Here is a 14255-nt window from a genome sequence, read left to right on the forward strand (position 1 = left end):
CGGCACCGGTGCTGCTAGAAGCCGTGCCGCACCCCGCCGTCCACCGGCAGCATCACTCCGGTGAGATACGACGCCGCCGGGGAGAGCAGGAACGCCGCCGTGCGGCCGAACTCCTCCGGGGTGCCGTAGCGGCGCAGGGGGATGCGGGACTCGGCGGCCGCCCTGGTCGCCTCCGGGTCGGCGGACAGCCCGTCCAGCTCGCGTACGCGGTCGGTGTCGACGCGGCCCGGCAGCAGGCCGACGACGCGGATACCGCGCGGTCCCAGCTCGTCGGCGAGGGACTTGGCGAAGCCGGCCAGCCCCGGCCGCAGGCCGTTGGAGATGGTCAGGCCCGGGATCGGTTCGTACACCGAGCCCGACAGCACGAACCCGACCACCCCGCCCTCCTCCAGCTCCGCCGCCGCACCGCGGGCCAGCCGTACCGCGCCGAGGAACACCGACTCGAACGCCGCCTGCCACTGGTCGTCCGTGTTGTCGGCGACGAACCCGGGCGGCGGCCCGCCCACGCTGATCAGTACGCCGTCGAAGCGGCCGAAGCGCTCACGCGCGGCCGCGATCAGCCGCTCGGGTGCCTGCGGGTCCGCGTTGTCCACGGCCACGCCCACCACGTCCGGGCCCAGCGCGGCCGCGGCCTGGGCGACGCTCTGCTCGTCCCGCCCGGTGACGACCACCTTCGCCCCGTCGGCGACCAGTTCGCGCGCGGCGGCGTTGCCCAGGCCCCGGGTGGCTCCCGTGACGACGTACACCCGGTCCTTCAGTCCAAGATCCATGGTCCTATCCTGCCCCTTCCTCCCCGAACAGGGCGAGGGCGGTGTTCACCAGACCGACGTGGCTGAACGCCTGCGGGAAGTTGCCGAGCTGACCTCCGGCCGCCGGGTCGTACTCCTCGGCCAGCAGCCCCACGTCGTTGGTGAGCGCCACCAGCCGCTCGAACAGTGCCCGGGCCTCCTTCGTCCGGCCGGTGGCGTGCAGCGCGTCCGCGTACCAGAACGAGCACACGAGGAACGTCCCCTCGCCGCCCGGCAGCCCGTCGACGGGCTCCCCCTCGGTGCTGTAGCGGCGTACCAGGCCGTCCCGGGTCAGCTCCGCGCCGATCGCGTCGACCGTGCCGACCACCCGCGGGTCGTCCGCGGGCAGGAAGCCCACGCGCGGAACCAGCAGCAGCGAGGCGTCCAGCTCCCGCGAGCCGTAGGACTGGGTGAAGGTGTTCCGCTCCGGGTCGTACCCCTTCTCGCACACCTCGCGGTGCACCTCCTCGCGCAGCGCGCGCCAGCCCTCCAGGTCACCGCCGCCCAGCTCGGGATGGTCCTCCAGCGTGCGCACCGCCCGGTCCAGGGCCACCCACGTCATCACCTTCGAGTGCACGAACTGCCGGCGTCCGCCGCGCACCTCCCACAGCCCCTCGTCGGGCTCCCGCCACGCGGTGGCCAGGAAGTCCATCAGCGCGCACTGCAGCTCCCACATCTGGGGCTGCGGATGCATGCCGGCCCGCCGGGCCAGCGACAGGGAGTCCATGACCTCGCCGTACACGTCCAGCTGGAGCTGGTTCACCGCGTCGTTGCCGATCCGTACGGGGGCGGCCCCGGCGAAGCCGGACAGCCACGGCAGCTCGAACTCCGGCAGCCGCCGCTCGCCCGCGAGGCCGTACATGATCTGGAGGTCCTCCGGGCTGCCCGCGACCGCGCGCAGCAGCCAGTCGCGCCATGCCTCGGCCTCCTCCAGGTACCCGGCCGACAGCAGGGCGCCCAAAGTGAGCGTGGAGTCGCGCAGCCAGCAGAAGCGGTAGTCCCAGTTGCGCACGCCGCCCGGCTCCTCGGGCAGCGAGGTGGTGGGGGCGGCCACGATGCCGCCGGTGGGCTGGTAGGTGAGCGCCTTGAGCGTGATCAGGGAGCGGACCACGGCGTCCCGGTGCGGACCGTCGTAGCGGCATCGCGCGGCCCACTCCCGCCAGTCCTCGACACTGTGCTCCAGCGCGACGAACGGGTCGATCAGCGGCGGACGCTGCTCGTGCGAGGGGTGCCAGGTCAGCACGAACGCGACCTTCTCGCCCGCGGCGACCGTGAACTCCGAGTGCGTTCCGAAGTCCTCGCCCCAGCTGCGCACCTCGGGTTCGCTGCGCAGCCACGCCGAGTCCGGCCCGGCGACGGCCACCCGGTGCCCGTCGGACCTGCGCACCCACGGGACGACCGAGCCGTAGTCGAAGCGCAGCCGGAGCACGCTGTGCAGCGTGACCTCGCCGCTCAGGCCCTCCACGACACGGACCAGGTCCGGGGCGCGGTCCCGCTGGGGCATGAGGTCGGTGACCCGGACCGAACCGTCCTCGGTCTCCCACTCGGTGTCGAGGACGAGGGTGTCCGGGCGGTAGGCGCGCCGGGTGCAGCGCTCGGCGCCCTTGGGCGCGATGCGCCAGTGGCCGTTGTCCTCGTCGCCCAGGAGCTTGGCGAAGCAGGCCGCCGAGTCGAAGCGGGGGAGGCAGAGCCAGTCCACGGAGCCGTCCGTGGAGACCAGGGCGGCGGTCTGCTGGTCGCCGATGAGCGCGTAGTCCTCGATGTCGGTGTGCACGGGAAACGTCTTCCCGACCGGGAGGGGCGCAATCGGCCCCGCCGTCCGGCTGCCGTCCGGCTACACCGCGGCGGGCTCCGCGGCCTCCTCGGTCTCGTCCTCGCCCTCGTCGCCCTCGCCGTCCTGGGAGGCCCGGTCCCGGACCTCGCGGCGGGCCAGCACGAACCAGCCGATCGGCACACCGGCGGCGAACAGCCACCACTGGACGGCGTACGCCATGTGGTTGCCGATGCTGTCGTGGTCGGGCTCCGCGATCAGCTCGGGGGTGTCGCCCGCGGGCTTCGGCTCGGTCATCTCGACGTAGCCGCCGAGGACCTGCTTGCCGAGGCGCTCCGCCTGCTGCTCGCTGTTGATGAGCATGACCTGGCGGTCGGGCAGACCCGCGACGTTCTTGATGCCGCTGTCCTCGGTCGTCTGGTCGGGCATCAGCCGGCCGGTGACGGTGGTCTCGCCCGCCGGGGGCGCCGGAATCTCGGGGAAGGCGGTCTGGCTGGCGCCGTTCGAGGGGATCCAGCCCCGGTTGACCATCAGCACCTTGCCGTCGTCCAGCACGAACGGGGTGAGGACGTGGTAGCCGACGCGGTCGTCCGCGTTGGTGCGGCGGCGCACGACGACCTCCTCGGCGGTGTCGAAGTGCCCCTTGGCCGTCACCCGGCGGTAGAGGTCGTCGTCGCCGACCCTCGCGCCGGGTGAGGTCATGGTCTCGGCCGGTACGGGCCGGGCCGCCAGGGAGTCGGCGATCACCTTGTTCAGCGCGACCCTGTGCTCATGGCGGTGCAGCTGCCAGAAGCCCAGCTCGATCATCGTCGGGATGAGCGCGAGCGCCACGAGGGTGAGGATCACCCACTGGCGGGACAACAGGAACCGGTACACCCCACGACGGTACAACTCGGTCGTGGGGCGCGACGCGGCGGGTGGGGCTTGCGCGGGCCGGGGCTCAGACCTTGTCGACGATCCCCGCCCTCCCCTCCGCGCGGGCGCAGTGGGCGCCGCAGTACCAGTGGCCCTCGACCTCGACGCCCTGGCCGATGATCTGTACCCGGCAGTGCTCGCAGATGGGTGCCATCCGGTGGATCGCGCAGGAGAAGCAGTCGAAGACGTGCACCGCTCCCTGGGCGTGGACCTCGAAGGTCATTCCGTAGTTGTTGCCGCAGACTTCACATGTCGCCATGCGCCACAGGGTGGGCCGTCGTCGCCACACGGGCGAGCGGACGCCGGGCGAGTCGCCGGGAATCACCCGTCCGTACGGCCGGTCAGTGCCCCCGTCCCGGGGCCGCGTCCGCCGCCTCGACGTCCGCGAGCAGCTGTCCGAACGCCGCCTCGTCCACCACCGGCGTGCCGTACTGCCGGGCCTTGACCACCTTGGAGGTGCCCGAGTCCGGGTCGTTGGTGACCAGCAGGCTGGTCAGCCGGGACAGGCTGGTGGCGACGTGCAGCCCGGCCTCGGCCGCCCGGTCCTCCAGCAGGTCGCGCTCCACGGAGGTGTCACCCGAGAAGGCGACCCGCATGCCCTGCTTGAGTCTTTTGCCCGCTTCGTACCGGCCCGGGTTGGGATACGGGCAGGCGGGCCTCTTGCGGGAGGGGCGCCAGCTGTTCGGCCGGTAGGAGCCGTGCCCCGCCTGCTGCCCGATGCGGGGCGCGGGCCGGTCCGACCACTCGGTCAGCGGCCGGCACTCGTGCAGCGGCAGCCGGACGCCCCCGGCGGCCGCCGCGGCCAGGCTCGGCCGGAACGCCTCCGCCAGCACCCGCGCGTCGTCCAGCGCGTGGTGCGCCCGCTGCTGGACGACGCCGTAGTGGGCGGCCAGCGACTCCAGCTTGTGGTTGGGCAGGGGCAGGCGCAGTTCCTTCGAGAGCGCGATGGTGCACAGCCGTTGACGCACCGGCGCCTCACGCCGCGCGCGGGCGTACTCGCGGGCGATCATCTGCCAGTCGAAGACCGCGTTGTGCGCGACGAGGACCCTCCCGTCGAGCCGGGCCGCGAACTCCTCGGCGACGTCGGGGAAGAGCGGCGCGTCCCGCAGTACGTCGCTCGTCAGACCGTGTATCCACACCGGACCCGGGTCCCGCTGCGGGTTGACCAGGGTGTACCAGTGGTCCTCGACGTCGCCGCGCGCGTCCAGCCGGTACACGGCGGCGGAGATGATGCGGTCGTCGCGGGCCAGGCCGGTGGTCTCCACGTCGACGACCGCGTATCCCCGCGGATACGCGGCCGGCCAGGCAGTCGCGGACGGCGCCGCGGTCGTACGGTCTTCGAGCATGGTCACTGAGGATACGGGCCGCGACCGACACCGCGGTGCCGGAGGTGCCGCCCGGGACACCGGCGAAACGGTTCCTCCGTCAAGTTCTCCACCGCCGGGCGGGGTTGCTCACCACCGGATCGGTACCGGAAGGGCCGTCAGGAGACCCGACACCGCGACCACCGCCCCCAGCGCGACGACCTCCGCGCGCGCGGGGGAGCAGGCCGTCAGCGGGTCCGCCGCGCGGCTCAGCCGGATCCTGGCCCACAGGGCGAGGGCGGCGACGGCGGCCACCAGGAGCACCTTGGCGAGCAGCACCCGCCCGTACGCCGTGTCCGTCAACTGGTCCACGATCGTGCCCGGCTCCATCCGGCGCAGCGAACTGCACACCCCGGTCGCCGTGAGGGCGGCGAGCAGAACGGCCGCCACGCGCGCGTAGAGCCCCAGCAGCGCCGGACCCGTCTCGGTGCCCCGCCACCGCCGCAGCGTCCGCAGGGCGTACAGCAGACCGCCCGCCCACAGCGAGGCGCACGTCAGATGGACCAGGGTGAGGGCCGAGCCCAGCAGCGGGCTGTACTCGGTCGTGGGGTGGGCGCGCAGCGCCTCCGCGACGACCACGGCGGCCAGCGGCCAGACCTGCCTGCCGGGGCGGCGCGAGGCGGCGCAGAGACCCGCCGCGAGGAACCCGTTGACCTCCAGCAGCGCGAGCTTGCCGTCCCGGGAGGCGTAGAGACCGCCCACGTCGATGTCGGCGGCGCCGTCCGGCACCAGGTTGCCCGTCGCCACGACCGACGCCAGCCCGAGGGCGGCGACGAAACCGACCGCGGCCGCGTACGGCGACCAGCTGCGGGGCCGCTTCGGGGGCGCGCCGGGCAGCGACCGGGCCAGCCGGTTCACGAGCAGTTCGCCGAGCGGCACGCTCAGCGCGGCGAAGAGCACCGCGCGCAGCAGCGCGATGCCGCCGGTGCCCGGTGCCTCGGCCTCTCCCGTGCCGCGCAGGGCGGGGGAGGGGCCGAGCACCGGTATCAGCGCGGCCAGCGCCACCAGCGCGAGTACGGCCGCGGTCCGGCCGGTACCGGAGGGCGTCGCGTGCCGTCCGGTACCGGTGGTCCGGGACTTGGGTCGGGTCGGGGTCACCCCAGGATCTTCACCAAGTCCCCAGATCCGGGCAAGTTCCCCGGTGGATACCCGCTACCAGCGCACCGCGTCCAGCGCGTCGGCCATGCCCCACCCGTAGAAACCGTTGCGGTTCTTCGAGCCCTCGCACACCGCGTCGACCTTGCCGTCGCCGTCGATGTCGTACGGCTTGGTGCACGGCGTGGCGTCGGCCTGCGCGTACAGCAGCGCCTTGACCAGGGCCGGCGGGGCGTACGGGTGCGTCGACTTGATGAGCGCGGCGACGCCCGCGACGTGCGGCGAGGCCATCGACGTACCGGCCATGTAGCCCCACTTGCCGCCGGGCAGCGTGCCGAGGATCAGGCCGCTGGTGGCGGGCGGCGCCGGCGTCTGGTACGCCGTCGAGTCACCGCCGGGCGCGGCGATGTCGATGACGCCCAGACCGTGGTTGGAGAACGACGACTTGAGGCCCTTCGCGCCGGTCGACGCGACCGTGACGACACCCGGCAGCTGGGTCGGGATGTCCAGGCACTCGGACGGGTCGACGGTCCGGTCGCCGGGCGTCGTGTCGTTCGGGGAGGACGGGTCGGTGATCTCGTCGGCGGAGAGGTCGTAGTTCTCGTTGCCCGCCGCGGCGACGTTGACCGCGCCCTTCTTCTCCGCGTACCGCGACGCCCGGGTGACGGCCTCGACGAGCGCCTTCTGGTCCGGGTCGTCCTTGCAGTTGAAGTACCAGGGGTCGGTGTAATAGCTGTTGTTGGTCACGTCGACGCCGTGCTCGGCCGCCCACACGAAGCCGCAGACCACGGCCTCGGTGTAGAAGAAGCCGTCGGGGTTGGACACCTTGATGCCGGAGACCTTCACCCCGGGCGCCACACCGGTCATGCCGACGCCGTTCTTGGCGGCGGCGATCTCACCGGCCACGTGCGTGCCGTGCGGGCTCTCCGCCGCGCCCGGCCGCCAGGCGCCGTCGGTGGTGTCCGGCTTGCCCGAGACGCAGTTGACGGACGCGTCCCGGTCGAAGTTCGGGGCGATGTCCGGGTGGGTGTCGTCCACGCCGGTGTCGATGACGGCGACGGTCACCTTCTTGCTGCCCAGCGTCTTCTCGTGCGCCTTGTCCGCCTTGATGGCGGGCAGGTCCCACTGGAGGCCCTGCAGCGGGTCCTGGCCCTCGGCGGCCTCGGCGGCGGCGATCTCCTTGCCGCTGAGCACCTTCGGCGCGCCCGTGTCGGTCGTGGCAGCCGAGGGCAGCGGCGCGGTACGCGTGGCACCGGCCGACTGCACACCCCGCACCTTGCGGACGGACGTGGCGAAGTCCGGGTTCGCGGAGTGGACGACCACCACGCCGATCCGGTCGTACGACGTCACGATCGTGCCGCCGGCCCTGGCTATCGCCTTGCGCACGGACGCCGAAGGCCCGTGCCCGGGGGAGACGTTGACGACGTAGCTGAGCGAGGTCGCGTCCGTCGCGGAGGAGGGGGCGGCCTCCGCCGCGGCGGCCGGGTTGCCCGGCAGGAACGCCAGCGAGGCGGCCACGGCCAGGCCGGCCGGGATCGCGAGGGCGCGGCGGTGACGCGTGAGTGGTGCTGTCATGTGCGGTGTCTCCAGTTCGTTGCTGAAACCGGTGCGTGACGGGAAGGAAGGTGGAGGGGGGCCGGTGCCGGGCGGGTCACTTCACCGCGCGGAGCGCGTTGACGATGCCGAAGCCGTAGAAGCCGTTGACGCGCCCGCCGCCCTCGCACGTCGCGTCCTGCGCGCCGTCGCCGTCCTGGTCGTAGGAGTCGGGGCAGCCCGGGTTGTCCGCCTGGGCCTTCAGCAGCCACTGCAACTGCGCGGGAGACGCCCAGGGGTGCTTCGACTTCAGCAGCGCGGCCACGCCCGCCGCGTGCGGCGAGGCCATCGAGGTGCCCTGGAGGTAGCCGTACGCGTTGTTCGGCATGGTCGACAGGATGCGGCCGTTCTTCGACGGCGTGTCCGGGATCTGGTAGCGCCCGTCACCACCCGGCGCGGCGACGTCCACGACGCCCTCGCCGTACGAGGAGTAGTACGACTTCTCCTTGTCGACACCCGTGGCGCTGACCGTGACGATGCCCGGCAGCTGGGTCGGCACGTCGTAGCACTCGTGCGGGTCGATCGTCCGCGTCACCGGCGTGGAGTCGTCGGGGCTGGAGTCGTCGACGATCGCGTCGGAGTCCAGGTCGTGGTTGGAGTTGCCGGCGGAGGCGAGGTGCAGGGTGCCCTTGCGCTGGGCGTACAGCTGGGCCCGGTTGACCGCGTCGACGATCGCGCGCTGGTCGGGGTCGTCCATGCAGTTGTACAGCCACGGGTCCACGTAGTAGCTGTTGTTGGTGATCTCCACGCCCCGGTCGGCGGCGAACATGAACGCGCACACGACGTTCTCGGGGTAGAAGAGCCCGTTGTCCGGGTCGCTCACCTTGATGCTCGACACCTTCACGCCCGGTGCGACACCGGCGACGCCGATGCCGTTGCGGGCGGCGGCTATCTCACCGGCCACGTGGGTGCCGTGGTAGTCATCGGCGGTGTACGGCCGCCAGGCGCCCGCGCTGGTGTCCGCCTTGCCGCCGACGCAGTTGGCGGACTGCGAGGCGGAGAAGTTCGGGGCGAGATCGGGGTGGGTGTCGTCGACGCCGGTGTCGATCACGGCGACGGTGACGCGGGAACTGCCCGGGTTGATCTTCGCGGCCTTGTCGGCGCCTATCGCGCGCAGGTCCCACTGGTCCGCTTCCAGCGGTTCGCCCGCTCCCGCGGCCCCGGACGCCCGCGCGGTCCGCGCGGCCTGCTCGGCCGTGAGCGGCTGGGCGGCGCCCTGGTCCGTCGTCGCGGCGGCGGTCAGCGGCGCCGTGCGGGTCGCGCCCGCCGACCGCACGCCCCGGACCTCGCGCATCGCGGCGGCGAAGCCGGGCTCGGCCGAGTGGGCGACGATCACGCCGATCCTGTCGTACGCGGCGACCACGGTGCCGCCCGCCCTGGCTATCGCGCGCTTGACGGACGCGATCGTCCGGTGGTCCGTGCGGGTGTTGACGACGTACGCCAGCCTCGGCGCCTCGGCTGCCGCGCTCTGGCCGGCCCGCGCGTCCGGGGCCGCCTGCGCGGCCGCGGGCAGGAAGCCGAGCGACGCGGTGAGCGAGAGCACGACCGGCACGGCGAGGGCGAGCCTGCGTCTGGAACGCGGGGAACGCAGATGATCCATGGGGTCTCCACATCATCCGGTAACGAGAACCGGCCCGAGACACGGGTTGTGCTCGGGCAGGTACATGACGGAGTGGTGCAGGGCGAAGCTATCCCCCCGAGTCGCTGGCCAGCAATGACCCACCGAGGGTGACTTCGGAAAGTGGCCCGGGCGTTGAACCGGTCCCCGTGGGGCGCCGTGTCGTTGGGCAGGGAGCCCGAGCACCACCAGCTCCCAGTGAGAACACCGAGGTCCAAGCCGTCATGTCCGTCGTACGAGGAGACTCCGTGGCCACCGACGCACCACCCCCCTCGAAAGAGGAGCCCCCCTCGCAAGAGGAACACCGACTCCCCTCCGCCGAGGAGTTCTCCGAAGTGCAGCAGAGCGCTGAGTTCGCCGAACTGCGCCGCTCCTTCCGCTCCTTCGCGTTCCCGCTGACGATCGCGTTCGTCGTCTGGTACCTGCTGTACGTGCTGCTGTCGAACTACGCCGGCGGCTTCATGGGCACCAAGCTGTTCGGCAACATCAACGTCGCCTTCGTCTTCGGCATCGCCCAGTTCGTCACCACGTTCCTCATCGCCTGGTGGTACTCGCGGCACGCCGCCGCGAAGCTCGACCCCAAGGCCGAGGCCATCAAGTCCCGGATGGAGGGCGGCGCATGAGCCCCGCACAGACCGTTCTCGCCGCCGAGCTGGCCGCCAACGAGGCCAGCGAGCACCGGCCGCTGATCATCACCCTGTTCGCGGTCTTCGTCCTCGCCACCCTCGGCATCACCGTCTGGGCCGGCCGCCAGACCAAGGACGCCGCCGACTTCTACGCGGGCGGCCGCCAGTTCAGCGCCTTCCAGAACGGCCTCGCCGTCTCCGGCGACTACATGTCCGCCGCGTCCTTCCTCGGCATCGCCGGCGCGATCGCCCTCTTCGGCTACGACGGCTTCCTGTACTCCATCGGCTTCCTGGTCGCCTGGCTGGTCGCCCTGCTCCTGGTGGCCGAGCCGCTGCGGAACTCCGGCCGCTACACCATGGGTGACGTCCTCGCGTACCGGATGCGCCAGCGCCCCGTGCGGACCGCCGCCGGCACCTCCACGATCGTCGTCTCGATCTTCTACCTGCTGGCCCAGATGGCGGGCGCCGGCGTCCTGGTCTCGCTGCTGCTCGGCATCACCTCCGACGCCGGCAAGATCCTCATCGTCGCCCTCGTCGGCATCCTGATGATCGTGTACGTCTCCATCGGCGGCATGAAGGGCACCACCTGGGTCCAGATGGTCAAGGCCGTGCTGCTGATCGGCGGCACCATCCTGATCACCTTCCTGGTGCTGCTGAAGTTCGACTTCAACATCTCCGACCTGCTCGGCAAGGCCGCGGAGAACAGCGGCGCGGGCGCCGCCTTCCTGGAGCCCGGCCTCCAGTACGGCACGAGCGGCACCACCAAGCTGGACTTCATCTCCCTGGGCATCGCCCTGGTGCTCGGCACCGCCGGCCTGCCGCACATCCTGATCCGCTTCTACACGGTGCCCAACGCCAAGGCCGCCCGTAAGTCCGTGAACTGGGCGATCGGCATCATCGGCGCCTTCTACCTGATGACCATCGCCCTCGGGTTCGGTGCCGCCGCGCTGGTCGGGAAGGACGAGATCATCGCGTCCAACCCGTCCGGCAACACGGCCGCCCCCCTGCTCGCGCTGCACGTGGGCGGCGTCGACTCGGCCTGGGGCGCGATCCTGCTGGCCACGATCTCGGCGGTGGCCTTCGCCACCATCCTCGCCGTGGTCGCCGGCCTCACCCTCGCCTCGTCCTCGTCCTTCGCGCACGACATCTACGCCAACGTCATCCGCAAGGGCAAGGCCACCGAGCGGGAGGAGATGCGGGCGGCCCGCTGGGCGACCGTCTTCATCGGCGTCGTCTCCATCGGACTGGGCGCCCTCGCCCGCGACCTGAACGTGGCCGGCCTGGTCGCCCTGGCCTTCGCCGTCGCCGCGTCCGCCAACCTGCCGACCATCCTGTACAGCCTCTTCTGGAAGCGCTTCACCACCCAGGGCGCCCTCTGGTCGATCTACGGCGGCCTGATCGTCGCCGTCGGCCTGGTGCTGTTCTCGCCGGTGGTCTCCGGCGACCCGAAGGCGATGTTCCCGGACGTCGACTTCGCCTGGTTCCCGCTGAAGAACCCGGGCATCATCTCCATCCCGTTCGGCTTCCTGATGGGCTGGCTCGGCACGGTCCTGTCCAAGGAGGAACCCGACAAGGCGAAGTACGCCGAGCTGGAGGTCCGCTCCCTGACCGGCACCGGAGCGCACTGATCAGCCTCGTCCGCGGCCCCGTCGTAGATCCCTACGACGGGGCCGCGCCGCACGTCGTAGGGATCGGGCCCCTGTGGATGTCGGACCGGTCACGTAGGCTCGCAGGTGTAGCAGGAGCCAAGCGCTCCGCCGATCCGCGTCGAGGGAGGGGGCCCACGTGCTCATCGACACCTACGGCCGAGTGGCCACCGACCTGAGGGTCTCGCTCACCGACCGGTGCAACCTGCGCTGCACCTACTGCATGCCCGAAGAGGGCCTCCAGTGGCTCGCCAAGCCCGACCTGCTCACGGACGACGAGATCGTCCGCCTCATCGACATCGCGGTCACCTCCCTCGGCATCGAGGAGGTCCGCTTCACCGGCGGGGAGCCGCTGCTCCGCCCCGGCTTGGTCGGCATCGTCGAGCGCGTCGCCGCCCTCGCCCCGCGCCCCCAGATGTCCCTCACGACCAACGGCATCGGCCTCAGGCGCACGGCGACGGCCCTGAAGGCCGCGGGCCTGGACCGGGTCAACGTCTCGCTGGACACCCTGCGCCCCGACGTCTTCAAGACCCTCACCCGCCGGGACCGCCACAAGGACGTCCTGGAGGGCCTGGCGGCCGCCCGCGACGCCGGGCTGACCCCGGTGAAGGTCAACAGCGTCCTGATGCCGGGGCTCAACGCCGACGAGGCCCCCGACCTGCTCGCCTGGGCGGTCGAGCACGACTACGAACTGCGGTTCATCGAGCAGATGCCCCTGGACGCCCAGCACGGCTGGAAGCGCGACGGGATGGTCACCGCCGGTGACATCCTGGAGTCCCTGCGCACCCGCTTCGAGCTGACCGCCGAGGGGTCCGAGGAGCGCGGTTCGGCCCCCGCCGAGCGCTGGGTCGTGGACGGCGGCCCGCACCGCGTCGGCGTCATCGCCTCCGTCACCCGCCCGTTCTGCTCGGCCTGCGACCGCACCCGCCTGACCGCCGACGGCCAGGTGCGCACCTGCCTGTTCGCCCGCGAGGAGACCGACCTGCGCGCCGCACTGCGCTCCGACGCCCCCGACGAGGAGGTCGCCCGTATCTGGCGCCTCGCCATGTGGGGCAAGAAGGCCGGCGCCGGCCTCGACGACCCGACCTTCGTGCAGCCCGACCGGCCGATGTCGGCGATCGGGGGCTAGGGCCTGTCTGACCATTCCCGTCGTCGCCCGGAGGGCGGCCTCGCGGCGTCAGGTGCGTGCTCTCGCCGTGCCGGGCGTAGAGCCTCGTACTGGATGTACTTGGCTCTGCGCCCGGTGCGGCGAGAGTGCGTGCATGGCGTCGCGAGGCAGACGGGAATTGTCGGACAGGCCCTAGCGGCGGTGTCGGACGCGGGGACCTAGGAGGGCTCCGGGGGCTCCCACTCGGTCAGCGGGACCACGTCTTTGAGGAAGCCCCGCACTCCGAGGAACTGCGACAGATGCTCCCGGTGCTCGTCGCAGGCGATCCACGTCTTGCGCCGCTCGGGCGTGTGGATCTTCGGGTTGTTCCACGCCAGCACCCACACGGCGGCCGTGCGGCAGCCCTTGGCGGAGCAGATGGGGGCGGCCTCCGGAGCGTTGTCCGGGGCGGTGTCGTCACTCACAGGCTCGTCTCACAGGTTCACACAAAAGGCGACGCCGAGCAGCCACGGGGGGAGCTGCCCGGCGTCGGTCCGTCGCTCCGACGGGGGATGCGGAGCGCCTAGGAAGTATGTCATGGGTCACCCATGGCCCGGCACCGGAACAGCACGATTCATCTCAGCAGTTCTTCGGCCTGGCGCGGAATGAACGCCCCCGCCGGAGGGCGCCGCGAGGTCACGGCCGGCCGCGCGACTCGCCCGCCGCCCCCGGCGACGGATCCGGCACAGCGTCCTCGGGGACGGACTCCGCGGAGGCGTCGTCCGCCCGCGGCGGCAAGATCATCGGTGGCGTCTGGGGCGTCACGAACGTCGACGGCAAAGATGGCGCGTTCTCGCGCCCGGCGTTGGCGATCACGACCGCGATGTACGGCAGGACCACACCGAGGACCAGCGCCACGATCGCGACGTGGCGTTCCACGTTCCACAGGCAGGCCGCGAGGACCACCGACACGGTGCGCACCGACATCGAGATCACGTACCGGCGCTGCCGCGCGCGCACGTCCTCCTGGAGGCCCGTCCGGGCACCGGTGATCCGGAACACCTCGACGCCGCCGGCACTGTGCTTCCGCATCTGGTTCCACCATCCGCCCGATCGGACCGTCCCCGCCCCGCTCCCGTCCGTGGCCGCTCGGGGACACCGGTCCCGGACAAGTCACCACGTTACGCCGCCCCCGCGCCGCCCACGAGACCGGGGCACCCACTCGGCGCGCGGCCGGTCAGCGCCGGCCGGCACGGCCGCGGGGCCCCGTTCGGCCGTATCCGGCGTGCGCCGTTCGCGGTACGGCCGAAGACTGGCGGCAATGCTCGCGTGGAGCCGTACGAGGAGGCAGTCATGGGCTGGTTGTGGGCGATCATCGTCGGATTCGTGCTCGGAATCATCGCCAAGGCGATCATCCCCGGGAAGCAGCACAGCCCGCTGTGGCTGACCACCATCTTCGGCATCCTCGGCGCGATCGTCGGCAACGCGGTCGCCCGCGCGGCCGGGGTGGACGAGACCTCGGGCATCGACTGGTGGCGGCACCTGTTCCAGCTGGTGGCCGCGGTCATCATCGTCGCCCTCGGCGACGCGGCCTACATGGCGGTGCGCGGCAACAAGAAGCGCGGACGCGCCTGACGGCAGGCACCCCGTACGGCACGGCGGCGGGGGCCGCCCCCCCCGGCGGCCGCGGCCCGCCCCCGACCCCGCCCGTCCAGCCCCCGGTCGCTCCACCCGCCCCCGGGGGGGTTGTAG

At 72.1% G+C, this 14255-nt stretch carries 14 protein-coding genes; 4 read left to right on the forward strand and 10 right to left on the reverse strand.

From position 1 onward, the window contains the following. Positions 1-14: 14 nt before the first annotated feature. The 8 genes from ACFW01_RS23620 to ACFW01_RS23655 all read right to left on the reverse strand — a co-directional run bounded on the left by ACFW01_RS23620 (position 15) and on the right by ACFW01_RS23655 (position 9126). Positions 15-770: an SDR family oxidoreductase gene (locus ACFW01_RS23620; protein WP_361366021.1), complete on the reverse strand. Its 756-nt coding sequence runs from the start codon at positions 768-770 to the stop codon at positions 15-17. A gap of 4 nt (positions 771-774) precedes the next feature. Next, complete coding sequence (locus tag ACFW01_RS23625) at positions 775-2562, reverse strand: glycoside hydrolase family 15 protein (protein WP_384506331.1); 1788 nt, start codon at positions 2560-2562, stop codon at positions 775-777. A 60-nt stretch (positions 2563-2622) separates the two neighbouring features. Then, positions 2623-3435: an SURF1 family protein gene (locus ACFW01_RS23630; protein ID WP_384506334.1), complete on the reverse strand. Its 813-nt coding sequence runs from the start codon at positions 3433-3435 to the stop codon at positions 2623-2625. Between the two features lie 64 nt (positions 3436-3499). Next, positions 3500-3733 (reverse strand): hypothetical protein, encoded by a 234-nt coding sequence (locus ACFW01_RS23635; protein WP_071528763.1) that lies wholly within the window; start codon positions 3731-3733, stop codon positions 3500-3502. A gap of 82 nt (positions 3734-3815) precedes the next feature. After that, positions 3816-4820 carry a DEDDh family exonuclease gene (locus ACFW01_RS23640; protein WP_384506337.1) on the reverse strand — a complete coding sequence of 335 codons (1005 nt, stop codon included), beginning with the start codon at positions 4818-4820 and terminating at the stop codon, positions 3816-3818. 108 nt (positions 4821-4928) lie between these two features. Further along, complete coding sequence (locus ACFW01_RS23645) at positions 4929-5936, reverse strand: CopD family protein (protein WP_384506340.1); 1008 nt, start codon at positions 5934-5936, stop codon at positions 4929-4931. Between the two features lie 54 nt (positions 5937-5990). Further along, on the reverse strand, positions 5991-7508 hold the full coding sequence (locus ACFW01_RS23650; RefSeq protein WP_384506343.1) for a S8 family serine peptidase: 1518 nt from the start codon (positions 7506-7508) through the stop codon (positions 5991-5993). Positions 7509-7584: 76 nt separating this feature from the next. Further along, positions 7585-9126, reverse strand: a complete 1542-nt coding sequence (locus ACFW01_RS23655; protein WP_384506346.1) for a S8 family serine peptidase — start codon at positions 9124-9126, stop codon at positions 7585-7587. Positions 9127-9392: 266 nt separating this feature from the next. Here ACFW01_RS23655 and ACFW01_RS23660 point away from each other — a divergent pair, with 266 nt between their 5' ends. From ACFW01_RS23660 to moaA, 3 genes are all read left to right on the forward strand, one after another. Beyond that, positions 9393-9767: a DUF485 domain-containing protein gene (locus ACFW01_RS23660; RefSeq protein ID WP_234953273.1), complete on the forward strand. Its 375-nt coding sequence runs from the start codon at positions 9393-9395 to the stop codon at positions 9765-9767. Beyond that, a complete protein-coding gene (locus ACFW01_RS23665) occupies positions 9764-11398 on the forward strand; it encodes a cation acetate symporter (protein ID WP_234953271.1) in 1635 nt (544 codons plus the stop codon). The genes ACFW01_RS23660 and ACFW01_RS23665 overlap by 4 nt, the downstream gene beginning before the upstream one ends. Positions 11399-11555: 157 nt before the next feature. Then, positions 11556-12545 (forward strand): GTP 3',8-cyclase MoaA, encoded by a 990-nt coding sequence (moaA, locus tag ACFW01_RS23670; protein WP_384506349.1) that lies wholly within the window; start codon positions 11556-11558, stop codon positions 12543-12545. Positions 12546-12742: 197 nt separating this feature from the next. On the opposite strand, the gene ACFW01_RS23675 is transcribed toward moaA, so the two are convergent. Then, entirely contained in the window at positions 12743-12988 is a 246-nt protein-coding gene (locus ACFW01_RS23675; RefSeq protein ID WP_384506352.1) for a hypothetical protein, read from the reverse strand. 211 nt (positions 12989-13199) lie between these two features. Then, positions 13200-13595, reverse strand: coding sequence for a DUF3099 domain-containing protein (locus ACFW01_RS23680; RefSeq protein WP_234953265.1), 396 nt, complete (start codon positions 13593-13595; stop codon positions 13200-13202). A gap of 261 nt (positions 13596-13856) precedes the next feature. On the opposite strand from ACFW01_RS23680, the gene ACFW01_RS23685 reads away from it, so the two are divergent. After that, positions 13857-14138 carry a GlsB/YeaQ/YmgE family stress response membrane protein gene (locus ACFW01_RS23685; protein ID WP_161330252.1) on the forward strand — a complete coding sequence of 94 codons (282 nt, stop codon included), beginning with the start codon at positions 13857-13859 and terminating at the stop codon, positions 14136-14138. Positions 14139-14255: the final 117 nt, after the last annotated feature.

The organism is Streptomyces sp. NPDC058985, from assembly GCF_042740985.1.
Lineage (GTDB): Bacteria > Actinomycetota > Actinomycetes > Streptomycetales > Streptomycetaceae > Streptomyces.

What these genes read in the sequence shown, in the direction of transcription:
- ACFW01_RS23620 (WP_361366021.1), bottom strand. Translation starts at nt 770, where the DNA reads ATGGATCTTGGACTGAAGGACCGGGTGTACGTCGTCACGGGAGCCACC.
- ACFW01_RS23635 (WP_071528763.1), bottom strand. Translation starts at nt 3,733, where the DNA reads ATGGCGACATGTGAAGTCTGCGGCAACAACTACGGAATGACCTTCGAG.
- ACFW01_RS23640 (WP_384506337.1), bottom strand. Translation starts at nt 4,820, where the DNA reads ATGCTCGAAGACCGTACGACCGCGGCGCCGTCCGCGACTGCCTGGCCG.
- ACFW01_RS23650 (WP_384506343.1), bottom strand. Translation starts at nt 7,508, where the DNA reads ATGACAGCACCACTCACGCGTCACCGCCGCGCCCTCGCGATCCCGGCC.
- ACFW01_RS23655 (WP_384506346.1), bottom strand. Translation starts at nt 9,126, where the DNA reads ATGGATCATCTGCGTTCCCCGCGTTCCAGACGCAGGCTCGCCCTCGCC.
- ACFW01_RS23665 (WP_234953271.1), top strand. Translation starts at nt 9,764, where the DNA reads ATGAGCCCCGCACAGACCGTTCTCGCCGCCGAGCTGGCCGCCAACGAG.
- ACFW01_RS23680 (WP_234953265.1), bottom strand. Translation starts at nt 13,595, where the DNA reads ATGCGGAAGCACAGTGCCGGCGGCGTCGAGGTGTTCCGGATCACCGGT.
- ACFW01_RS23685 (WP_161330252.1), top strand. Translation starts at nt 13,857, where the DNA reads ATGGGCTGGTTGTGGGCGATCATCGTCGGATTCGTGCTCGGAATCATC.